Raw genomic sequence first — 22,181 nt, 5'->3', positions numbered from 1 at the left:
CAAGCCGTGGGGGTGCGTACGTGCGGACAATGCCCGATGGAGATTCGTTCGGAGCCATCCGTGAGTTCGAACACGATGGCACCACGTACAAGATGGCGGACCTGACTGTTCTCGAAGAACAGGGTCTTTGTGACCTCGACAAACTCCCAGTGAGTATCCGAATTCTACTGGAATCTGTGCTCAGAAATGTCGACGGTGACATTGTCACCGAGGAGGATGTCCGAAATGCGGCATCGTGGGAACCCGACGTGCCGAACGTCGAAGTCCCGTTCACGCCGTCTCGCGTCGTGTTACAGGACCTGACTGGTGTCCCCGCGGTCGTCGACCTCGCGGCACTCCGCTCCGCCGCGGACCGCGCCGGTGAGGCACCCAGTATCGTCGAACCCGAAGTACCCTGTGACCTCGTTATCGACCACAGCGTGCAGGTCGACTTTTTCGGCTCGTCCGACGCCTACGAGAAGAACGTCGAACTGGAGTACGAGCGCAACGCCGAGCGCTACAAGGCTCTCAAGTGGGCGCAAAACGCCTTCGACAACTTCAGCGTCGTCCCGCCGGGAACGGGCATCGTCCACCAGGTGAATCTCGAACACCTCGGACAGGTCGTCCACGACCGCGAGTGGCGCGACGAGCAGTGGCTTCTGCCCGACACCCTCGTCGGCACCGACAGCCACACACCCATGATTGGCGGTATCGGCGTCGTCGGCTGGGGTGTCGGCGGCATCGAAGCCGAGGCCGCGATGCTCGGCCAACCGATTACGATGAAGCTCCCCGAGGTCGTCGGCGTCCGACTCGAAGGCGAGTTACCGGAAGGCGCGACCGCGACCGACCTCGTGTTGCACGTCACGGAGCAACTCCGCGAAGTCGGCGTCGTCGACCGCTTCGTCGAGTTCTTCGGACCCGGCGTCGGGAACCTCTCTGTCCCCGACCGGGCGACCATCTCGAACATGGCACCCGAACAGGGGTCGACCATCAGCGTGTTCCCGGTCGACGAGGCGACGCTGGACTACCTCGAACTCACCGGCCGCGACCCGGAACACATCGAACTCGTCCGCGAGTACCTCGACGCACAGGGTCTCTTTGGCGAGCAACACCCCGAGTACACGGAAACGGTCGATATCGACCTCTCGGTGGTCGAACCGAGCCTCGCCGGACCGAAGCGCCCGCAGGACCGCGTCCCCATGGGAGACATGAAGACGCACTTCCGCGGACTCGTCCACCGCGAGTTCGAAGACGACCTCGGCGATGTCGACGAAGTCGAACTTGAACGCTGGCTTGGCGACGGCGGCCGAACCGACGGCGGTGCCGCGGCCACCGAAGTTGCAGCCGACTTAGACCCGCTGACGAAACAGGTCACCGTGGAGATGGACGACGGTACGGAGGCGGAAATCGGCCACGGGAGCGTCGTCGTCAGCGCCATCACGAGTTGTACGAACACCTCGAACCCTTCCGTCATGGTCGCTGCGGGTATCCTCGCCCGCAACGCACTTGAGAAGGGTCTCGACGTACCGAACTACGTCAAGACGAGCCTCGCACCCGGCAGCCAAGTCGTCACGGAGTACCTGAAGGAAGCCGAACTCCTGCCGTACCTCGAAGAACTCGGCTACGACGTCGTCGGCTACGGCTGTACGACCTGTATCGGAAACGCCGGGCCACTCCCCGAACCCATCGAGAACGCCATCGACGAACACGACCTGTGGACGACGAGCGTCCTCAGCGGCAACCGAAACTTCGAGGCGCGCATCCACCCGAAGATTCGTGCGAACTACCTCGCTAGCCCGCCGCTCGTGGTCGCCTACGGTCTCGCGGGACGGATGGACATCGACCTCGAAACGGACCCGCTCGGTACCGACGAGGACGGCGAACCGGTCTACCTCGCCGACATCTGGCCGGACACGACGGAAGTCCAGGAGACGATTCACAACAGCATCGACCCGTCGATGTTCCGCGAGAAGTACGCCGAAGTGTTCGAAGGCGACGAGCGCTGGGAGGCGCTCGAAGCCCCGACCGGCGACGTGTACGAGTGGGACGACGAATCCACCTACATCCGCGAACCGCCGTTCTTCAAGGACTTCCCGCTCGAGGAACCCGGCGTCTCGAACGTCGAGGACGCCCGTTGTCTCCTGACGCTCGGCGACACCGTCACGACCGACCACATCAGCCCCGCCGGACCGTTCGGTCCCGACCTCCCGGCCGGACAGTGGCTCATGGACCACGGCGTCGACCCCGTCGACTTCAACACCTACGGCTCCCGCCGCGGGAACCACGAGGTGATGATGCGCGGGACGTTCGCCAACGTCCGTATCGAGAACCAGATGCTCGACGACGTCGAGGGCGGTTACACCATCCACCACCCGACTGACGAAGAGACGACCGTCTTCGAAGCGAGCGAGCGCTACCGCGAAGAAGGAACGCCGCTCGTCGTCCTCTCGGGCGTCGAGTTCGGGACTGGGTCGAGTCGGGACTGGGCGGCAAAGGGTACCGACCTCCTCGGCGTCCGAGCGACCATCGCAGAGAGCTACGAGCGCATCTACCGCGACAACCTCGTCGGCATGGGCGTCCTGCCGCTCCAGTTCGCCGAGGGTGACTCGTGGGAATCGCTCGGACTCGACGGGTCCGAACACTTCGACATTCTCGGTCTCGACGACGGACTCGAAGTCAACGACGAACTCACTGTCGTCGCCGAGAAAGACGACGGCTCGACCGTCGAGTTCCCCGTCACCGCGCAGGTCGGCACGCCCGCCGCGGTGAAATACGTCGAAAACGGCGGTATCCTCCACTACGTCCTCCGTCGCCTGCTGACGCAGGACTGAGTCGTTTCCTTCCCCCGGTCGTCGGCCTTTTTTCGTAATCCGCGCTGGTCGAGTAACTACTTCTACGATGGCGTGGTACCATAGAACATGCCGGTCCGGTATGCGAAATCCGCGGCTGAGCCAGCCCTCTCCGTCGTCATCCCGTCGGTCCCCACGCACGACCACAGCCAAACGGTCGCACACCTCCGCGAGCAGACGCTTTCGGAACCCTACGAGATACTCGTCGTCGACGACGCGTCGGTTGACCGGTCCGTCGCCCGCAATATCGGGCTGGAGACAGCGGACGCAGACGTGGTTGCGCTGACCGACGACGACACCACACCCCCACCGGAGTGGTTGGAGACGATTCACCGCGAATTTGCGAACGACCCGGACCTCGTTTGTCTCGAAGGGCCGGTCTACGGCGGCTGTCGGAACACCGAATCACGGCACTACGTCGGGTGTAATCTCGCAGTGCGGCGAAAAGAGGCGCTTGCGGTCGGTGGCTTCCGAAGCGAATTCTCCGAGTGGCGCGAAGACGTAGAGTTCGGCTGGCGAATGGAACGCGATGCCGACGGCGGCTGTCGATTCGAGGAGACCATGCAGATGCGACATCCGTCAGTCCCGCGGACGGCGTTCGACCCGGCCCTCGAACACCGACTCAAGACGGAGTATCCGAAGCGATACGCGACAGTCATGGATGGGTCGCTCCGTCGGCGACTGTATCGGTGGGGTCGGTCGGTCGGTGTTATCCAGCCGGTTCACCGGGTTCTGAACGTGCTTGGGTATCACCGCGGACCACCTAGGTGAGATTCCGTCACGAACCACCCGGACGAGATTCCGTCACGAACTACCTGAGAACCGGATTATTTGACGACGATGGACCCGACCATCCCCGAACTCTCGTGCGGGATGCAGTAGTACTCGTAGGTACCGGGAACGTCGAAGGTATGTTCGTACGCACCTCCCGGACCAATCAGCCCGCCAGTCAACTCGTTTCGTGCGGCCCGCTCCGATTCGAAGCCACCGCTGGCGAAGTAGGTGGCGTCGTCTGGAATCTCGTCTTCGTAGGCCGTTACCGTGTGAACGATATCGCTGTCGTTTACCCACCGAATCGTGGTCCCGGTGCTAACAGTGAGACGCTCCGGGTCGAAGCCGAAGTCGTCGGTCATGGAAACGCGCTTCACCCCGCCAGACCTGCCGGTGGCCGAACAGCCCGCGGAAATCATTGCGACGAGCGTCGCGCCGCCGAGTCGGAGGAGTCGTCGTCGGTTCATGGTGAGAGGCCCCAGTGGTTAGAGTGCGACGAACAGGTCGGTCACGTACATCACGACGAGTCCCACGAGGAACGTAACGAGGTTCAGCGCCGACGACACCCGTCCACTGCGGCGAATCATCCCGCGAAGTTCCCAGATGACCTGCAGGATTGCGCCCACGCCGACGGCGAGGAAGAACGCCCCGAGCGTCGGCGAGAAGGCGAGGCTGCCGAGCCACCCACCGACGATGACGGGTGCACCCGCGAGGACGCCGAGCGCGAGGAAGTGCGCGATGTGCGGGCGCTCGCCGCGCGCGATGGGTGCGACGACGGCCGGGCCTTCGGTCACGTTGTGAAGCATGAAGCCGATGACGAGGAACGCGCCGAGTGAGACGCGACCAAGTGCGAACGAACTCCCGATTGCCAACCCCTCGGCGAGGTTGTGCAGGCCGATACCGAGTGCGACGAGGTAGGCGACCCACAGTCCGCTCTGTGCGCGCGAATCACCGGCGTCCGCTCTCTCTTTCCGCCACGCGCTGACGGACTGCACTGCGAGCAGCGCGCCGATGATACCGAGCGCGACGAGAGCCGTTCCCTCGAACGCGCCGGGTACCTGTTCTCCGAGTTCGAACGCCTCGAACCCCGCGTCGATGGCGAGGAAGGCGAGGATGCCCGCCGAGAAGGCGAGAATCGCATGGAGCCACCGGTCGCTCATCGACTGCAAGAACGGGAACCAGAGCATTCCGAGCGCGACGGGGATGACACCGACGAACAGGCCGACGACGGCCATCGTCAGCAGAAGGTCAGTCGTCAGCCCCGGCGACTCGCTGGGTGCGACGATGGTGTGGTGGACCGTGCTCCCGTCCGAAAGCAGCAATGCGACTTCGAGGTCCCAACCGGGGTTCCAGTGGTACGGAATGACGACTTGTGCGCTCTCGCGGGGCGCGAGCGTGTTGTCACCATCCGTGCCCTGAACGTCGAAACTCCAGTACGCCTCGCCGACGAGGACCTGCGAGATGGTCACCGCGTCCGGCCCGTTGTTCGTGACGTGGACGACGACCGTCTCGTCGTTCGGGAGCGTCGTGTGCGTCACCGTCACGTCGGGGAGCGGTTCGCCGCGGGTATCGAGCGATGCGAACGGTGTGGCTGCGAAGAATCCACCCACGATGAGACCTAGGAGGACAAGCGGAAGCAGTGCCGCGACCCATCGGGGAAGCCCCAGCGGACGCTCGGTTCGAGTCACGCCCGTTCCGCCGTCGGTGTTCGGGTTGCTCGCTTTCGCTCCGCTGTCGGTGTTTTTGCGCCCCATTTAGACCACCTCGAAGAAGCTCATCCAGCCGAGTTCGGCGAACTCCGACTGGTGGGCGTGGAACATGTACAGTCCCGACTCGTGGGTCGAGTAGTCCAGTTCGATGATTCCCCGCTGCGCCTGAGACTGCATGACCGTATCGACGTTCTTCAGCGTCGGGGTCAGCGTCGTTCCGTGGTCGTAGTAGTCGAAGAACTGCGAGTGCGTATGGAACGAGTTGATGGGGTCGAACTCGATGATGTTGAGGAGATACACCCGTTGGCGCTTCGTCTTATCAATCTGAATCGGGTGTTTCGTCTCGCCGGCCTGCCAGTTACCGTTACCGTCGGTTTGGCCGACGCCGTAGGCGAATGCGCGGGTGTTGACGGCGTAGACCTCGTTGTCGCCGTCGAAGTTCGTGTCGAACCCGTTCATCACCATCACCATCTCGTTGACGGCGTCGTTTTCCGGGTACTCGTGGTTCCGGGTCTTGGCCTCCGCGACGAGTGATTCACGGAGTTCATCGGTGATTTGTGAGGAGTGGAACTCGCAGTACTCCTCGGGACGGTCGGCGACGCGCTCGGGGTCGGGGTCGACGATAATCGACCCGTAGAGACCTCGGTGGATGTGCTCTTTCAGCGGGAGCGAGTGGCAGTGGTAGAAGTGGCTCCCCGCTGGTTGGGCAATCCACTCGTAGGTGAACGATTCGTCCGTGTCGATGACGCCCGGCCCGTTCGTTGGGACGCCGTCCATCCGCGGGTTGAGGTTCCGCAGGTGCGGATGGACGGTGTGTGCGTGTCGCCCGAAGTTGGAGAATTTCAGTCGAATGAGGTCGCCTTCGACCACCCGAAGCGTCGGACCGGGAACCTGCCCGTTGTACGCCCACGCTGGGAACTCGATACCCGGTGCGACGGTGACTGTCGTATCGACAGCCGTAAACTCGAACTCGCGGACAGTTCGACCGTTCTCCTCGTAGATGTCCTGCGGGACGTTCGCCTGTTCCCCACGACCCGTGTTGAACTGCGTGAGAAAGTCGTGCGGGTCGAAGTCGAGGTTTCGGTATTCCCCAACGGTGCCGAATTTTCCGTGGGAACTGTCTTCGTGGCTGCCTGCGTGAGGGTCGCCGTCCGCTCGACCGAGACCCGTCAGTACCGCACCGCCAGCGAGACCGAGCCCACCGAGAACAGCACGCCGACTGACTGTAAAATCGGGGTCGAGGGAATCAGCTAATCGCCGCTCTAACGTCTCCGTGAGGTCTGCTGCTTTCGAATAATCTAGCGAAGGCATGTTCGTCGCCTCGCGTTCACGTCGGTGAAACCCGTCAGGTCATCAGCCATGTTTGGGCTATTCATACCCTAGATTAGACGCGTCTAATCAAAAGGCTTGCTAGCACACCCCAAACGAAATAGTAGTTCGAAACCGGAAGACTGCAAGTTGGAGTCGTTTTGGGTTCCGGTTCGAGTTTCAGACGCTCCGCTTCGGCACGCAAGGTGGTGGACCGGTGCAAGAGTCGCTGTCTGACTTCGCATCCGGTTTCTCACCACCATTCTATCGCCAACCTCGCTTATCATATGCCGACGAACATATTCGATACTGTTCTCCCGACCTCGGAATTGCTGTGCCTCTTATTCGGGGGAGAGCGGCAATATCAACGTGTACAGATGACCGACGAAGTATCCATCTCGCGGCGACGGTTACTCGCGACGAGCGGAAGCGTACTCGCCGCGGGAGCGTTCGGGGGCTGTCTCGGGGGGGCGCCGTCCGAAGGGGGACGCTCTGGTCTCCCCTCTAAGGTTGAGGTCACGATGACCTCGCGGCCGACACCGAAGTTCGAACCCCGCCTGACACACGTCGCGGTCGGTGGAACGGTCGTCTGGACGCTGGAATCCGGCGACCACGACTCGACGGCGTACCATCCCGACACGTACGGTCCGAACCGAATTCCGCCCGACGCCGAGCCGTGGGCCAGCGAGACGATGAGCGCCGTCGGTGAAACCTTCGAGTGGACGTTCGACACGCCCGGTGTGTACGACTACGTCGACACCCAAGCGGTCTGTACGGCGCACGAACAGATTGGTAATGTCGGGCGGATTGTCGTCGGGAACCCCGAACTCGACCCGGACGCACAACCGGCGCTCCGACCGCCCCAGTCGGAACTCCCGCGCATCGCGAGAACCAGACTCGAGGAACTGAACGAACAGACGCACTCGTTGCTCTCGGACGAGGCCACCACGTCCACGGAAGAACCATGACTACTCCAACAACGCCCGTCAGTAGACGAACCGTGCTGAAGACGGCCGGTGCAGCGGCAATTACCGGTGTATCCGGGTGTCTCTCCGGACAGAATCGACCGAAGGGCGTCACGTTGGCTCCGCCGGACAACTACAAGAACCTCAAAGAAGCCGACCTCCCGTACCCAGTCTACGGCGAGAAACTCCCGGAAGTGACGGTCCCCGGAGTCGTCTCCGACCGACCGGTCACGACCACGGACTTCGTCGGCGAGCGACATCTCCTGCTGACGTTCGTCTACACGCGCTGTGAAGGCATCTGTCTCAACTTAGGCCAGAACTTGGTGCAGGTCCAAGCCCGAGCGGCGGAAGCCGGATTCACAGACGACATCGCACTCGGCGCGATAACCTTCGACCCGGAGCACGACACACCAGAACGGCTCAAATCGTGGGGCGCAGAACGCGGCTTCGATTACGACCTCGGCAACTGCTATCTCATGCGACCGAAGTCGGAACGTCGAGCCAGAGCCGTCGTCGAGGACACCTTCGGCGAGGCGTACAAACACGAAGAGGGTGCCAAGATGCCGTTTCTCCACACCGGACTCATCTTTCTGGTGAACGACGAGGGCGTCGTCGAGCGGGCGTACGCCGGAGACCCACCGAAGCCGACGACAGTCATCGAGGATGTCGAAGCGCTCGTCGGGGTGTGAACAATGCGCCGTCGCGACCTCCTCGCCGGACTCGCGGGCGCAGCAACGTTAGGTACCGGTGCCTACGCCGTTAGTGGAACCGACATTCTCGGCAGCGGGACGGACTGCGTCGACCCCATCGAGCTGACGGCAGTCGACGCTCCCGGGAGTCCTGAACAGACGTTGACGGTCCCCGAACCGGGCCGCGTGACGCTCGTCGAATTCTTCGCTACGTGGTGTGACGTCTGTGCTGCGTCTATGACGCCGCTCGGAGAGGCGTACGACCGGGTCGGCGACGACGTGCAGTTCGTTTCGGTGACCAACGAGCCGCTCGGACACGCCGTCACCCGCGAGGAGATACGCGAGTGGTGGGTCGAACACGACGGGAACTGGCCCGTCGCACCCGACGAGGACCTCGCGCTCACGGAAGCCCTCGGTGCAAGCGCCGTCCCGATGGTGGCTATCCTCGATGCCGACAACGTCGTCACGTGGACCGCGAAGGGCAAACACTCCGCGGAGACCATCGTCAACCACATCACCGAGGCCGGTGGGGAAGGTGGCGGATGATTGGTGCTGAGACCGCAGGTGCGGCCACGCTCGCACTCGGCGCGGCCGTGGCGACGTTCTTCTCGCCGTGCGCGTACGCGCTGCTACCGGGCTACGTCGGCTACTACGTGTCGAGCGTCGACGACGATACCGAAGCGGATGTTCCGGTGATGGGCGCTCTCGTCCGTGGGAGTGCGGCATTTCTCGGCGTCGTGGTCGTCTTCGCCCTGCTATCGGCGGGGATACTCCTCGTCGGGCAGTCAATCGAACCCGTACTCGGTGTGCTCGAACCGCTCGTTGGCGTCGGGTTGCTGGTGCTCGGGAGCGTAGTCCTCGTCGGCTACAGCCCGAATCTCCACGTCCAGTTGCCCGAGCGTCGGTCGTCGAAACTCGGGTTCGTGCTGTTCGGCGGGGGCTATGCTATCGCCGCCGCTGGCTGTGTGGCTCCGGTGTTCTTGGCGATTGTCCTCCGGGCAGTGACGTTCCCCCCGGCCCCGGCGCTCGTCGTTCTCGGCGCGTACACGGCCGGCTTCGGCGTGCTCCTCCTCGGTGCGACTGTCGCGATTGCGGTAGGCCACAGCGGGCTTCTGGACTGGCTCGGGCGACGACAGCGGTATCTCGATGCAGTCGCCGGTGTGGTTCTCGTCAGCGCGGGAATCTGGCAGGTGGTGGTAGCGCTCTGATTCGGTTAGGAACCCATACTGCATTCGCGCGCTCTGTTCAGCAGATTGGTCTCGGAGTTCAATATACCTGGCATATAACCCAGCGCTCAGTCCACACTTTGCAGCGACCAGCTGTTTCAGCTCATTTCGTGTCTGAAGAACTGGATTGCTGTAGAGACATCTTTTGAGATACGGTACACTAATTCCTCAGGATTATGTAAGCGTTACACTAAGAAAGCGTATGGTCCCCGATGTTGTATGGCCCCACCGCAAGTTCGGGGCTGAGAAATGAGTGACGACGCAATCTACGTCGAGCGACTTGTCGACGGCCCGCTCGAGAGCGTCTGGGACCGAACCCAGGATCCAACGGAACACGAACGATGGGACCTCCGTTTCTCGACCATCGAGTATCTCCCTCGTGAGGAGGATGAACCGCAGCGGTTCACGTACGCGACACGAATTGGGTTTGGCGTTGACATCGAGGGAACAGGTACGTCAGTCGCTACCAACGAAGATGGTGAGGAGACGACGTCAGTCCTCTCCTTCGAGAGCGGTGAACCGATCTCCCTCATCAGCGAGGGCCGTGGGTTCTGGCGATACGTCGAGACGGATGACGGCCTGCGCTTTCTCACCGAGTACAACTACGACACGCGGTGGGGACGACTGGGGCGGGTGATCGACCGAGTTGCTTTTCGCCCGCTACTCGGCTGGGCGACCGCAGTCAGCTTCGACGTGCTGGCCCGCTGGGTCGAGGAGGGAACACCCCCGGAGACGAGTTATCGGATGCTGCTCACCCACGCTGTCACGAGGATTGGACTGGCGCTCATCTGGATGTATCAAGGATTGATTCCCAAGCTGCTCGTCTTACACCCCGCAGAGCGTGCGCCCTTCGTCGGACTCGGGTTGGAGGCGATCGCGGCCGAAGCGGTGGTCGTGCTCGGTCTCCTTGAGGTCGCATTCGGGATCACCTTGCTTTGGCGGTGGCGTTCGGCCTGGCTTGCGTATCTCGGGGGGTTAGCACCGGTCGCGCTCACCGCAGGGGCAGTGCTCTCGGACCCCTCGCTTGCGCTCGGACCGTACAATCCGGTCGTCACGACCATCGGGATGGTTGCGCTCGGTGTGGCCGCCGGCCGCCTGGCGGGTCGGGTCCCGACGGCCGCGAACTGTCTGCGGACTCCTCCAGACGGATGAACAGCGTGTTCGAGCGCGCGCTTGGGCCAGCGTACGCGGACTTGCATCCGGCGATTCAGGAACGGTACGCGCTGACGAGTACCGATAACCGACGGTGCGTGGGCCATGGCCAGATGCGCTCGATCAAACGGAACCGACTCGCGCTTCCGGTGCTGTGGGCCGGGACTAATCGAAACCTGCTGTTCCCCGAGACTGGCACGGACGTTCCCTTCCAGGTGCGGACAGTCCCGTTCGACGAGAATGGCGTCGAATCGGTCGCGTACATTAGGTGGTTCGACGTGGGGCCAGGCCGTCGGTTCGACGCGTATATGCAGTACGATGAGGAGCGCGACTGTATCGTCGACGTACTGGGAACCTACCGGACACTCCATACGGAACTCCGACTGACAGCGACGTCGACAGGGGCGCTTCACATCGAGACGGGCGACCAGTGGTTCGTCTACGGACACCGGTCCATCGCAATCCCGAAACCACTCCGTGCAGACGTGAACGTGACTGAACGTTACGACGATGACCGCGACCGTTTCGAGATCGCGGTGGCGATTTCGAACCCACTCGTCGGATTCGTGTTCGGGTATGACGGGTGGTTCACCGTCGAGTATGAGGAGTCTCCGGGGCTCCGTTCCGAAGACGCCCCCGCGAACGTGGGTGATCTCCGGTGACCGTTGATGCCCGTGACAGGCACATCTCATCGGAGCTGCTCCCCACGTTCGCCGATGCGAGCGCCGTGCTGGGTGCCGTGGGATGGCTCATCCTCGTCGTTTCGGGGGTGTTCGGTCCGATTCAGGACATCATCGCATTGGCGATGCTCGTGTTAGTTCCGCTGGCGGTGCGCCTCGCGGACACTCCTCGACGAGACGGAACGCGGTCGGGGTGGTACCGGATCGCCGTCGTTGGACAGCCGATGATGGCTCTTCTCGGCGTGTTCTCGCTGACGATGCCGCCCGGGGCCGCGGCAGTTCTGACGGCGCTTCCCTGGGCGGCCACGACGGGTGCCGTCGCCGGCTTCGGGGCGTGGCGACTGCTGCAACGAGGACCGTGGCCGATCGAAGAACTGTCGGTAGACGCTGGCCTGCTCTACATCGTGGTCGGCGGCGCGGCGTTGCTGTTCGACCGCGCTGGCGTGTCTCTCGTCTTCGAGCCGATTATCGTCACGCTCACCATCGTCCATTTCCACTACGCTGGGTCCGCCCTTCCCATCCTCGCGGGGATGGCCGGCCGACACGACCCTGGCGGGCAGTTTGATTCTCTCTTCCGGGTGACGACAGCGATTATCGTGGTCGGGCCAGGGATCATCGGAACCGGTATCACTGCCGTCGCCTTGGATTTCCCGCTGGCCGCGACGATCGAGTTCATCGCGGTCGCGTTTTTCACGACGGCCGTCGCGCTGTTCTCGGTGGCGGTTATCGCTGGCGTCCTTCCACTGCTTTCGAGCTGGCCACAGCGGCTACTCCTCGGCGGTGCATCCCTCGCGGTAACTGTCTCGATGGGATTTGCCGTCGTATACGGGTTCGCACGGGCGACAGGCGGGACGTACTTCGGTATTGGCCCACAGTCATTCGGGACGATGGTCACCTACCACGGACAACTTAACGCGTACGGGTTCGCCGTGCCCGCGCTCGTCGGATGGCGGCTCGCAATCCCGGAATCCCGGGCTCGATCGCCCGGAATCCCAATCAGTCGCCTGACTGGTGGCTGGTCGATCGGCGAGGACTTCCTCGAGCGCCGGGAGCTGACCGGCGACGCCACCGTCTCGGGGATGATGGACGAGGTCGATGCGTATCAGTCCGATCGGTTCGATCCGTCCGCGGTCGCCCCCTCAGTCCGGCGATTCTTCGAGCGGTCTGGCGACTACGAACTGGCCGTCTCACCGGATTGGAAGACGCCGTGGCGTCAGCTCGCAATCCTGTATCGGCCGGTCGCGACCTGGATAGGACAACTGTCGGTGCCGCTCGTTTCCGCCACCGGTGAACTGGCGCTGTCCGGCCGTGTCGTTGCTGTGAACGGGGTGGATGCCCAGACCGGTGATCGGGCTTGGGTCCGATCGAACGCCGGTCGAGCCACCGGCGCCGATAGTATGACCTACGTCGGCATCTACGACCGATACGTTAGTACCGGCCGGTCGTACTTGCGGGTCACGTTTCCGCTCTCGGGGAGCAACCTGACTGGTATCCTGCGTGTCGAAAATGGCGGCGCTGACGGTGAAGCGCTCGTTTTATCCTCCTTTCCCGAAGGTGGCAACGGTGACGATGCTGGGCTCTATCTACTGGTCGGCGGGGGTAGCGTGCGACTGCCACTGAACGAGACACTCGTCGTCGAACCTGATGATGAGAGTGGGAGCGTCCACGCAGTTCACCGCGTTGAGTTGCTTGGAGTGCGAGTGTTTACGCTTCGGTACGATATTCGTCTCGCCGTTGGAAGGTGATTTTCTAGTAGTGCTTGAGGAGCAGTATTTGATTAGCATCCGGAATCGCCGACGCCTCAGGTATAGTAACGGGAGCGTGTCACAATTGTACGGACAACTGGAGGCCGAAGTCTAATATCACCGGCTCCCCGACAACAGACCGATACATTGGTTTCGAAAAGCACGGTACGCGGTCGCTCTTTTGGTGATTCTATTCACCGGCATCGCCTTCGCTACACAGATTGGCGAACAGTAGAAGCTACACAGATTGGCGAACAGTAGAATTTGGATGGGCCCCATGGGGTTCGAACCACGGTCGCAGCGGAGCTGCTCCCTGATTCGCACCCCATGAAGGAATGTTCGTCCCTCGCTATCGCTCGGGCACTAACATGGGCCCCATGGGGTTCGAACCCATGACCACCCGGTTATGAGCCGAGCGCTCTGACCAGACTGAGCTAGGGGCCCGCAGTCGATTCTTTTCTGTGGTCCCTCTTATGTCTTATCAGAAGTCGCCGTCGGCGGGCGACCGAAGACCAACCGCTCACCGAGAAACCACAACAGAAGCGCCGCCGCCAGGACTCGAACCTGGGACCACCTCGTGTCTGCGGACCGCAGCCGAAACTGCAATCCATAACAGCGAGGTGCTCTACCAACTGAGCTACGGCGGCTCGCACTCCAATGTCTCGGGAGCAGTTTGAAGTGGGTTTCGTTTTCGAAGTGTATCAGGAACCCAAAATTCGAGCGTCGGAAATAACAGAGACAGTCGCCACTCGAAAACGTTGAAAGTGAGAGAAGCGCCGCCGCCAGGACTCGAACCTGGGACCACCTCGTGGCTGCGGAAAACAGCCGGAACTGAATTCCCTAACAGCGAGGTGCTCTACCAACTGAGCTACGGCGGCTTTCGTCTGCACTCCTTCGTATTCGACGTTTCTTCATAGGGCTTTCGTTTTCGCACGACGGCTGACGGATGACACCGACTGACGAGGCTCCGGGAGCACCGTCACGCTTTCGCCCACCGACGCGGAAGCAACTGGCATGACGAACTCGGACCTCGCCGCGGTCGTCGCCGCAGTCCGCGAGCGCATCGACCCCGACGAGGAAGAACGTCGGGCGCTCGCCGAGGCGGCGGCGGAACTCGAATCCCGCGTCCACGACGCGCTGGCGGAGCTGCCGGTGGAGGCTGACGTGCTCCAAGTCGGCAGCACCGCCCGCGGAACGTGGCTCTCGGGTGACCGCGACATCGACCTCTTCGTTCGGTTTCCTGACGACCTCGACCGCGAGCAGTTGGCGGAGTACGGTCTCGAAGTCGGCCACGCCGTCCTCCCCGACGGCCACGAGGAGTACGCCGAACATCCGTACGTGAAAGGCGACTACGACGGCTTCGACGTCGACCTCGTTCCTTGTTACGACGTTCCCACGGCCTCTGATATTCGCTCGGCCGTCGACCGCACGCCGTTCCACAACGAGTACCTCGTGGAACGACTGGACGACGACCTCGCGGCCGACGTACGCGTGTTCAAGCGCTTCCTGAAGGGCATCGGCGCATACGGGAGCGACCTCCGAACGGAAGGGTTCTCGGGCTACCTCGCCGAATTGCTCGTGCTCGAACACGACGGCTTCGAACCCCTACTACAGGCAGCCACCGATTGGCACCCGCAGGTCGAATTCGACCCGGAAGACCACGGAACGCGGACGTTTTCGGACCCACTCGTCGTTATCGACCCGACGGACCCGGAGCGAAACGTCGCGGCCGTCTGCTCGGCAGCAAACGTCGCGCGACTTCAACACTACGCCCGAGACCTGCTGGCAGACCCGCGCGAGGATCTATTCTTCCAAGCTGGCCCGCCGGCGCTCGATGCGGAAGCAATCCGTTCGCATCTCGACCGCCGCGGGACGACGCCAGCAGCGGTCGTCTTCGATGCACCGGACCTCGTGGACGACCAACTCTACCCGCAACTTCGGAAGTCGCTCGACGGCATCGCGGACGAACTCGATAGGCGAGGATTCGACGTGTTCCGAACCGAGTTGTTCGCCGCCGACGACGACGCGGTACTATTTGTCGAACTGTCGGTCGCCGAGCGGCCCGCAGTCGAACGCCACGTCGGGCCACCGGTCCACGTCCGACAGCACGCAGAGGGTTTCTACGGAGCGTACGAAAACGGCAACGGCTACTACGGCCCGTTCCTCGATGGTGACCGCTACGTCGTCGAGCGAGAGCGTGAGTTCACCTCCGCGACGAAGTTCCTTACGAGCGACGCGCTGTTCGACGTTGCGCTCGGAAAACACGTGGAATCGACGCTTCGAGAGGACGGATACGACGTGCTCGTCGGCGACGAGGTAGCCACCCTCGCCGCGACGTTCGGTGCGGAGTTAGGTCGTTACTTCGACCCGAGACCGTGAGCGTCTCGAACCTCGTCGATGAGGTCGACGTTCTCCTCGGCCGGGTCTTCGTCGGGGTCCATTGCGAGTCGCCCGTCGAACGTCTCGTGGACGATTGCGACGCCTTCTGAGAGCGTGTCGAGCCCGTATCCTCCTTCGAGGACGAACGCGATGGCGGTGTCGATATCGTCACAGAGTTCCTGGACGCGCTTTGTGAGCATCGCGTAGCCCTCAGTTGAGACGCGCATCCGCGAGATTGGGTCGTGCCGGTGTGCGTCGAAGCCTGCACTCACGATAAAGAGGTCGGGGTCGAACTGCTCAACTGCGGGTGCGATGGCCTCCTCGAACGAGTAGACGTAGTCAGCGTCGCCCGCACCGGCGCGGAGTGGAATGTTGAGCGTCGACCCTTCGGCACCGTCCTCGCCGGTCTCTTCGATTTCGCCAGTGCCGGGGTAGAGTCCTTCTTCGTGAATCGAGGCGTAGAACACGTCGTCGCGGTCGTAGAAGATGTCCTGTGTGCCGTTTCCGTGGTGAACGTCCCAGTCGAAGATGGCGACGCGCTCGGCGAGACCGTCGTCGATGACGGCTTGCGCGGCGACGGCGGCGTTGTTGAAGAAACAAAATCCCATTGCGTCGTCTTCGACGGCATGGTGGCCCGGAGGACGGCCGATTGAAAACGGAGTGTCGCGCCCGTCGTCGCCCGCAAGAGCAGACCGTGCGGCCCACTCGGCGAGTCCCGCGGAGGCGAGTGCGGCGACCCACGACTCCTCGACAGCAACGGTGTCCGGGTCCCAATTCCCACCGCCGCGCTGACAGAAGTCGTGGAATTCGTCGACGTACGCGTCCTCGTGGACAGCCGCGACGGTCGATTTATCGGCTGGTGCCGCTTCGATATACTCGACGCCGTGGCGCTTCGCCAGTCCACGGCGAATCGCACGGAGTCGGTCGGCGGTCTCCGGGTGTCGCGCCCCGGTATCGTGTTCGAGACACGTTTCGTTGTAGCCGAAGCGCATTATTCGAAGAGGGAGAAGTAGGTCTCGATGTCCTCGGCTTGGACCGTTCGCCGGTCGGCGTGGTGTGCGAGTTTGACGGCGGCACCCGCCACGTTGTTGGCGTAGTCTTCGAGGATATCGGCCAGTGCGATTCGAGCGTCCATCGCGACGCGGTAGCGGTCGTCGATTCGGAGGCGGGCGATGCGGTCGATAGGCGCGATGGGGAGATACAGGTCGTCGCGGTCGACGACCTGCTGGACGCCGAAGTCCGCGGCCATCAACGTCTTACGACCGTCCGCCGTCGCCCGTTCGGCGGCGTCTATCGCCAACTCAGCACCGTGGTCCTGAATCCGGCGGGCGAGTGCTTCCGCAGCGCCTGCGCTGACTCGCAACTCACCTGCGTTCTGCCGGATAATCGCGTCTACCGGGGCGAACGGTAGCTCGACACTCATACCCACATATCGGGTTCGTGTGGCGTATAATCCTTTCCGTAGCGGTGCCTTCTGGATTTTAGCTCACGCACCGCTCGCTGGCGGCGTAACGGTGCGGTTTCGACCTGTAAGGGAGGCGTCAAACGCGCCCTGGACGCGTGTCAGCGGCGCGTGTCCCGCGTTACCGCTGTGCGCCCGTGTGAACTTCGACCGTCTCCGCGTCGATGCGGTCGTCGGTCTCCGTCCCGTTGACCGTCACCTCGTCGCCGAGTCCGAGGTCGGCGTCGGTCTCGACGGTCTTCGTCTGCGAGCCATCGTCGAGGATGACGGGGTTGCCCGCCTGGACGACTGTGCCGGTGAACTCGACTGGTTCACCGGACTCATCAGACGTTCCGGTCGCGGATGCGCCCGACGACGCGACGTTTTCTGATTTGTCGCCCGCGGACGACCCCGACGCGCTTCCGTCGTCGGAGAAAGCACCGAGACCTTGGTCGCTCGTCGCCGTCGCGTCGGCGTCGTTGCTTCCACCCGTGCCGTCAGGGGCGTCGTCCATGACCGTGACGGAAGAACGCCAGCCGGCGGAGGCTTCGAGGTCGTCCTGCCAGCCCTCCTTGATTTGCACGTCCGTGATGACGACGTAGTCGGCGAGGTCGACGTCGGTGTCAGCTTTCTCGCCCCAGAGGGCGACGCGGATGTCGCCGGTGTCGTCTTTCACGCGGATGTTTCGAACCTGTCCCTGCGAGCCATCGTCGCGGTCGAAGGTGCGCTTGCCGTCGGATTCGATGACGCCGCCCGCGATATCGACCGTCTGGCCGAGTTCGAGCGCTTCGATATCGGTTGTCTCGGGAACGTACTCGATATCCTCGTCGATGACCTCGACCGCACCGCGCGAGCCGACGTGGAGTTCGAGCGAGCCGTCGCGTTCGCGAACGTAGCCGTCAACGACTTCGACCGACTCGCCGGTTTCGAGTTCTTCCACGAGGTCTGCACGCTCGTCCCAGAGCGTGACGCGGATGCGACCGGTCGGGTCGCCGATGGAGAGGTTCGAGACACGGCCTTCGGTGCCGTCGTCGCGGTCGAAGGTTCGGACGGTTCCGGTGTCGAGAATCGTGCCTTCGAGATTCACGTCCGAAAGACCGAGTGCGAGGTCTTCGACGCGGTAGGTGTCGAGCACCTGCACGTCGACTTCGGCGTCGATGTCCTCTTCGACCTTGCTCGCGCTCACTTCGACGCCGTTGTAGCCCTCTTTGGGCCGACCGCCGACGCGGAGTACGGTTCCAACTTCGAGATTCTCCTTGGCCCCGGCGGCCATTCCGTCCCACAGCGAGACGCGGATTCGGCCGGTCTCGTCGGCGACTTCGATGTTGATGACCTGTCCGTCTTCGTCCTCGTCGTCGCGTTCGAAGGTACGGAGTTCGCCGATACTTACGACCTTAGCGAGGAACTTCACGTCCTCCATCCCGGGTTCGATGTCGGCGATACCGTTTACCTCCTCGTCGCGGAGCTCGTGGGCGATGAGCATCGCCGCCGTCTCCTCGTCGGCGAGGCCTCCCATCTGTTCGACCTTATCTTTGACCGCCGCTTCGAACTTCTCGAACTCGACATCGGTGTCGAGGTCGTCGTAGACATCCTCGATGACGCCCATCAGGCGTCACCTCCCTGCACAAAGCGCGCACGTCGCGGCAGACCACACGTCGTACTCATACTATGGACGAACAGGGAAGGCCCGCGCTTAAGCGTTGTTTTCCGTCTGGTTGACGACCGAGATAGATGGCGTGAATCGAGCGACATGGCGGTGGTGGCTCCGGTTTCTGATATGAACCTTCGGTGACTGCGGGGCGAGGAGTGTCGGGGCTGTCGGTGCCGACAGTAGTCCATCTCAGTCACTCCGGTCACGGCGGGCAACTTCCCGCCGTCCGTTCACGTCGTCGTGGATGACGACGACACGTCCCGGCAGTCCGGCCTCGAAGCTGAGTGTAAGCTCGTAGCCGCGCGTGACGAGCGCCTGCGTACACACCTCGTCCGGTTCGGCGTCTACGACCGTCTTGACCACGACAGTCGCGACATCCGACTCCACATCGTAGTCAGCGCGGGCGAGACGAGCAACCGCACACCCGTTCCGTCCCCAGAGGCAGCCCGAAACCGTGGCACCCGTTTTGGTGTACGTAACCTGTGCTTTTCCGTCGTCCGGGCAGTCGTCGGCCGTCTGCGGGGAGAACGACCGCTCGACGAGTCGCGGATGCTTCGGCGTCTCCGTCGGTGAGGTAGTCGTCTCGGTTTCTGTCGGCGACTCGCCCCCGTTGCCGTCGCCCGTACACCCTGCGAGCGCGGCACACAACCCGGCGGTTCCGACGAGGAGGGTACGTCGTTTCACGATTAATAGTACGATATCTCACAAAAAAGAGCTTGCGCACCGTTGGCTCACTCGGTGCCGTGTTGGCCGGTAGGTACCGGTGAGCCGGTGAAAATAGGCTGTTTCATTGCGTCGTTTGAACCAGCCCCGTGCCGTGGTCCCGCGGTTCACTGGCAGTTCACATCGTAACCGTCTTAAGTAACCGTCGAGTACCGAAGGATGCAGCAAGACAGTCCTGATAGGGTAGTGGACTATCCTCCTGGCTTGCGGAGCCAGGGACCGGAGTTCAAATCTCCGTCAGGACGTTTTCCTTCCGAAACAACACCTCCGAGAGACCTCTGCGTCTCTCGGTCTGTTCGGTACTAAACAGCACTGAAGAGATTTAAACAGGGAGCGAACGCGGTGAGTGACCGGGTCCCCGCGAGTACCACGAGCGGGGGCTCGTGAGGCGCGAAGCGTCTCACGGTGTTCAAATCTCCGTCGGGACGTTACTTCTCTAAAATCTGCTTTCTGAAGTCCGCTGTAGCTCTCGACGGGTCGTGGAAAACCCCTACATCGGCGTTTACATTCACCACCCGGCGAGACACAGAGCCGCTGAAGTGTTTGATTTCAAAACAATCATGACATCGGATGTGTAGTCTCGAACGATGCCCTCCAGACGCGAACTTCTCTGCGGCCTCGGCGGGGTGGCACTCACCGGAACCGCTGGCTGCCTCGATTTCGGCGAATCGCGGTTCTCGCCCGGGTCCGATGCGACGACCGACTGGCCGATGCCCCGACACGACCCCGAAAACACGGCGTTCGCACGCGATGCCGAAGCGCCGCGGACGGGTGTAAAAGAACGATGGTCCGGCATGCCCGACTCCGATGTCCGAACCCCCGCCGTCGTCGACGGCACAGTCTTCGCCCCCGCTCCCGAAGGACTGGTCGCCCTCGACGGAGCGTCGGGAGACGAACTGTGGCGATTCGCGCCAACAGAACTGCCGTGGGCAAGAGCGCCCATCGTCCACGATGGCACCGTCTACGTCACAATACCTACTGACGGTCTCTACGCCATCGACGCGAAGACGGGGGAAGAACAGTGGTCGCTCACCGAGGATATTGGCCGCTGTAGACCACATCTGTTGGCTGGTAGGCTCGTAGAGAATCCGCTCGTCCTCATCGGCGATGAGAGGGGAGTCACCCATGCGCTCGACCCCGCGAACGGCGAGGAGCGATGGCAAATAGATCTCTTTGGTTCGATCAGAACAATGGCGTACCGCTTTCACACGCTGCTTATCGGCACCAGCGGCGGGGAACTCTACGCGTACTACTCGCAAGGCGGAACTGACACACCGCAAGAGCTCTGGCGTCGAAAGGTAGGCAGTCGAGTTGAGTCGATAGTCCCGACGGACAACGGCATCGTCGTCGGCACGTTTGACGGTCCGCTTAGAAACCTCCGGGATGGAACTCATGCCGGGACCACTGACTGGACCGCAGAAAGGGAACACGCCCGCTCACCGCCGGTGCATGCCGGGTCGTGGATCTACAGCACCGGGTGGGAGTCACTTTCCTCACTTCGCGTGTACGACAAAAACCTCCACTGGCGCGTCGGCGGAAACTTCGGGAACGTCGGGCCCGTCGCCGCGGGAGACACACTCTACGTACCGGGGGACGACAAGGTCCATGCGTTCGATCTTTCGGGAGGGACTGGCGGAGGGCGGTTTACCTTCGATGCGAAGCGGTGGTCGTATCCCGTCGAGAACAGCGGTATCCAGGGACTCGCTGTCGCTGACGGTGCGCTGTTCGTCGCCTGTGAGGCGCACGAAAAGAATCAGGCGGGGCTGCTCTGCCTCGAACCGAAGTGATTCACGACCCCAGTTAGTGCAATCCTAACGCCGATTCTCGCGCAAAAGACGGAGCACCCACTACCGGACAGTCACACGCACAAAAGTAGGGAACTCACTCCTCGTCGTATGGCGGTTCGGGTTCTTCGGTCCCCTCGTCAGCATCACGTCGACGGGCAGGCGACGTACGGGTGCTCTGAGAGTGGACACGAGGAGCGTCCTCGGTCCGTGGTCCCGCAGACCAATCACCATGGCAGTCCTGGCAGTAGTTGCCTTTGTACGTCCCGGAGAACAGATACTGTTCACCGCACCGAATACAGACTGGGGATTGGGTCATTGTTCGACACCTCGGTCGAGGAATTCGAGGTCGTTCATGTGCTATCATACCACATATGTTCTGAACACGGATAAGTATGTCCGCTCTACGCAGGGGAGAACCGTCGTGCGCGGAATCTTTACTCGTCGACGATAAACCACGAACATGGACGATTCGCTTCGCGCCGGCATCGCTATCTACAACGCGGGCGCGTATCGAGCAGCACACGGTGCGTGGGAGTCAACGTGGTTGACCCTCGAAAACGGAAGCGACGACGAGCGGTTTCTCCACGGACTCATCCAGTTCACCGCGGCGGTCCACCACGTCCACGACGGAAACGACTCCGGAGCGGTGGGACTCGCACGGAGCGCACAGCGGTATCTCGACGGTCTCGACGACGACTACCGCAGCGTGAGCCTCGGGGGTGTTCGGTCGTATCTCGCCCGTCTCGAAGCCGACTCGGGTGCAGATGCTGAGAGCAACGGAGGTGCTGACGGCGACAGGGACGCAATTCGTGAGGACCCACCCGAACTTCGGTTCGACGGTCGAGTCGTCACCTACGATGACCTCGATTTCGAGGCCGTCGTCGTCGCCGCCGAAACGCTCGCAGAAGAGTTAGATGAGTACGACGAGACCGTCGTGTCCGATGCAGTCGAGTACGCCCGCAAGGAGGTCGAAGACGGGACACAGACGCAGTTCACCGCGATGGTGTTCGACTTCGTACAGAACGAGACACAGCGTGGACTCGTCTTTCAGCGGATGAAAGAACACGTCAGACGGAAACGCCGACGCAAAGACGACGTGGCCGGTCTCTTCGACTAGCCTGACGCCC

General features: G+C 62.4%; 20 protein-coding genes and 4 tRNA genes. 13 read left to right on the top strand and 11 right to left on the bottom strand.

Features of this window, described 5'->3' with window-relative positions:
* Positions 1–29: 29 nt before the first annotated feature.
* Positions 30–2,810 (top strand): aconitate hydratase AcnA, encoded by a 2,781-nt coding sequence (acnA, locus tag HFX_RS02465; RefSeq protein WP_004057833.1) that lies wholly within the window; start codon positions 30–32, stop codon positions 2,808–2,810.
* A gap of 87 nt (positions 2,811–2,897) precedes the next feature.
* A complete protein-coding gene (locus tag HFX_RS02460) occupies positions 2,898–3,599 on the top strand; it encodes a glycosyltransferase (protein ID WP_004057834.1) in 702 nt (233 codons plus the stop codon).
* A gap of 56 nt (positions 3,600–3,655) precedes the next feature.
* On the opposite strand, the gene HFX_RS02455 is transcribed toward HFX_RS02460, so the two are convergent.
* Genes HFX_RS02455 through HFX_RS02445 form a run of 3 tightly spaced genes read right to left on the bottom strand, consistent with a single transcriptional unit; the run spans position 3,656 to position 6,619 of the window.
* Entirely contained in the window at positions 3,656–4,066 is a 411-nt protein-coding gene (locus tag HFX_RS02455; RefSeq protein WP_004057835.1) for a plastocyanin/azurin family copper-binding protein, read from the bottom strand.
* A gap of 18 nt (positions 4,067–4,084) precedes the next feature.
* The gene (locus HFX_RS02450; protein ID WP_004057836.1) at positions 4,085–5,353 is read right to left on the bottom strand and encodes a ZIP family metal transporter; all 1,269 of its coding nucleotides are present in this window, start codon (positions 5,351–5,353) and stop codon (positions 4,085–4,087) included.
* The gene (locus tag HFX_RS02445) at positions 5,354–6,619 is read right to left on the bottom strand and encodes a multicopper oxidase domain-containing protein (RefSeq protein WP_004057837.1); all 1,266 of its coding nucleotides are present in this window, start codon (positions 6,617–6,619) and stop codon (positions 5,354–5,356) included.
* Between the two features lie 374 nt (positions 6,620–6,993).
* Here HFX_RS02445 and HFX_RS02440 point away from each other — a divergent pair, with 374 nt between their 5' ends.
* The 7 genes from HFX_RS02440 to HFX_RS02410 all read left to right on the top strand — a co-directional run bounded on the left by HFX_RS02440 (position 6,994) and on the right by HFX_RS02410 (position 13,073).
* A complete protein-coding gene (locus HFX_RS02440) occupies positions 6,994–7,584 on the top strand; it encodes a plastocyanin/azurin family copper-binding protein (RefSeq protein WP_004057838.1) in 591 nt (196 codons plus the stop codon).
* The gene (locus HFX_RS02435; RefSeq protein WP_231512926.1) at positions 7,581–8,270 is read left to right on the top strand and encodes an SCO family protein; all 690 of its coding nucleotides are present in this window, start codon (positions 7,581–7,583) and stop codon (positions 8,268–8,270) included. Before HFX_RS02440 ends, HFX_RS02435 begins: the two co-directional genes overlap by 4 nt.
* A gap of 3 nt (positions 8,271–8,273) precedes the next feature.
* Positions 8,274–8,816 (top strand): TlpA family protein disulfide reductase, encoded by a 543-nt coding sequence (locus tag HFX_RS02430; protein ID WP_004057841.1) that lies wholly within the window; start codon positions 8,274–8,276, stop codon positions 8,814–8,816.
* Positions 8,813–9,478 (top strand): cytochrome c biogenesis protein CcdA, encoded by a 666-nt coding sequence (locus HFX_RS02425; protein WP_004057843.1) that lies wholly within the window; start codon positions 8,813–8,815, stop codon positions 9,476–9,478. The genes HFX_RS02430 and HFX_RS02425 overlap by 4 nt, the downstream gene beginning before the upstream one ends.
* Before the next feature lie 267 nt (positions 9,479–9,745).
* The gene (locus HFX_RS02420) at positions 9,746–10,648 is read left to right on the top strand and encodes a DoxX-like family protein (RefSeq protein WP_004057845.1); all 903 of its coding nucleotides are present in this window, start codon (positions 9,746–9,748) and stop codon (positions 10,646–10,648) included.
* Positions 10,645–11,310 carry a DUF4166 domain-containing protein gene (locus HFX_RS02415; RefSeq protein ID WP_004057847.1) on the top strand — a complete coding sequence of 222 codons (666 nt, stop codon included), beginning with the start codon at positions 10,645–10,647 and terminating at the stop codon, positions 11,308–11,310. The genes HFX_RS02420 and HFX_RS02415 overlap by 4 nt, the downstream gene beginning before the upstream one ends.
* Positions 11,307–13,073, top strand: coding sequence for a YndJ family protein (locus HFX_RS02410; RefSeq protein ID WP_004057849.1), 1,767 nt, complete (start codon positions 11,307–11,309; stop codon positions 13,071–13,073). Before HFX_RS02415 ends, HFX_RS02410 begins: the two co-directional genes overlap by 4 nt.
* Positions 13,074–13,442: 369 nt before the next feature.
* On the opposite strand, the gene HFX_RS02405 is transcribed toward HFX_RS02410, so the two are convergent.
* The 3 genes from HFX_RS02405 to HFX_RS02395 form a co-directional block, all read right to left on the bottom strand.
* Positions 13,443–13,517 (bottom strand) — tRNA-Ile (locus HFX_RS02405).
* A gap of 99 nt (positions 13,518–13,616) precedes the next feature.
* A tRNA-Asn gene (locus HFX_RS02400) sits at positions 13,617–13,720 on the bottom strand.
* A gap of 127 nt (positions 13,721–13,847) precedes the next feature.
* Positions 13,848–13,951, bottom strand: a tRNA-Asn gene (locus HFX_RS02395).
* Between the two features lie 136 nt (positions 13,952–14,087).
* Between HFX_RS02395 and cca the strand changes: the two genes are divergently transcribed.
* On the top strand, positions 14,088–15,452 hold the full coding sequence (cca, locus tag HFX_RS02390; RefSeq protein ID WP_004057850.1) for a CCA tRNA nucleotidyltransferase: 1,365 nt from the start codon (positions 14,088–14,090) through the stop codon (positions 15,450–15,452).
* Here cca and HFX_RS02385 read toward each other — a convergent pair.
* The 4 genes from HFX_RS02385 to HFX_RS02370 all read right to left on the bottom strand — a co-directional run bounded on the left by HFX_RS02385 (position 15,431) and on the right by HFX_RS02370 (position 19,228).
* On the bottom strand, positions 15,431–16,444 hold the full coding sequence (locus tag HFX_RS02385) for a histone deacetylase family protein (protein ID WP_004057851.1): 1,014 nt from the start codon (positions 16,442–16,444) through the stop codon (positions 15,431–15,433). The two genes, cca and HFX_RS02385, sit on opposite strands and share 22 nt — an antisense overlap.
* Complete coding sequence (locus tag HFX_RS02380) at positions 16,444–16,875, bottom strand: histone (protein WP_004057852.1); 432 nt, start codon at positions 16,873–16,875, stop codon at positions 16,444–16,446. The genes HFX_RS02385 and HFX_RS02380 overlap by 1 nt, the downstream gene beginning before the upstream one ends.
* A 160-nt stretch (positions 16,876–17,035) precedes the next feature.
* A complete protein-coding gene (locus HFX_RS02375) occupies positions 17,036–18,499 on the bottom strand; it encodes a single-stranded DNA binding protein (protein WP_004057853.1) in 1,464 nt (487 codons plus the stop codon).
* 234 nt (positions 18,500–18,733) lie between these two features.
* Positions 18,734–19,228: a hypothetical protein gene (locus tag HFX_RS02370; protein WP_004057854.1), complete on the bottom strand. Its 495-nt coding sequence runs from the start codon at positions 19,226–19,228 to the stop codon at positions 18,734–18,736.
* Between the two features lie 211 nt (positions 19,229–19,439).
* On the opposite strand from HFX_RS02370, the gene HFX_RS02365 reads away from it, so the two are divergent.
* Together HFX_RS02365 and HFX_RS02360 are read left to right on the top strand one after the other, a co-directional pair.
* Positions 19,440–19,512 (top strand) — tRNA-Arg (locus HFX_RS02365).
* Between the two features lie 342 nt (positions 19,513–19,854).
* Positions 19,855–21,054 (top strand): outer membrane protein assembly factor BamB family protein, encoded by a 1,200-nt coding sequence (locus tag HFX_RS02360; RefSeq protein WP_004057855.1) that lies wholly within the window; start codon positions 19,855–19,857, stop codon positions 21,052–21,054.
* Between the two features lie 94 nt (positions 21,055–21,148).
* Here the strand turns inward: HFX_RS02360 and HFX_RS19055 are convergent, their stop codons facing one another.
* Positions 21,149–21,370, bottom strand: a complete 222-nt coding sequence (locus HFX_RS19055; protein ID WP_081603713.1) for a DUF7564 family protein — start codon at positions 21,368–21,370, stop codon at positions 21,149–21,151.
* A 144-nt stretch (positions 21,371–21,514) separates the two neighbouring features.
* On the opposite strand from HFX_RS19055, the gene HFX_RS02355 reads away from it, so the two are divergent.
* Positions 21,515–22,171: a DUF309 domain-containing protein gene (locus tag HFX_RS02355; RefSeq protein ID WP_004057856.1), complete on the top strand. Its 657-nt coding sequence runs from the start codon at positions 21,515–21,517 to the stop codon at positions 22,169–22,171.
* The last annotated feature ends 10 nt before the right edge of the window (positions 22,172–22,181 follow it).

Source organism: Haloferax mediterranei ATCC 33500, from assembly GCF_000306765.2.
GTDB lineage: Archaea > Halobacteriota > Halobacteria > Halobacteriales > Haloferacaceae > Haloferax > Haloferax mediterranei.
The sequence above is the reverse complement of the archived record's forward strand: the minus strand, read 5'-3'. Positions and strand labels throughout refer to the sequence as shown.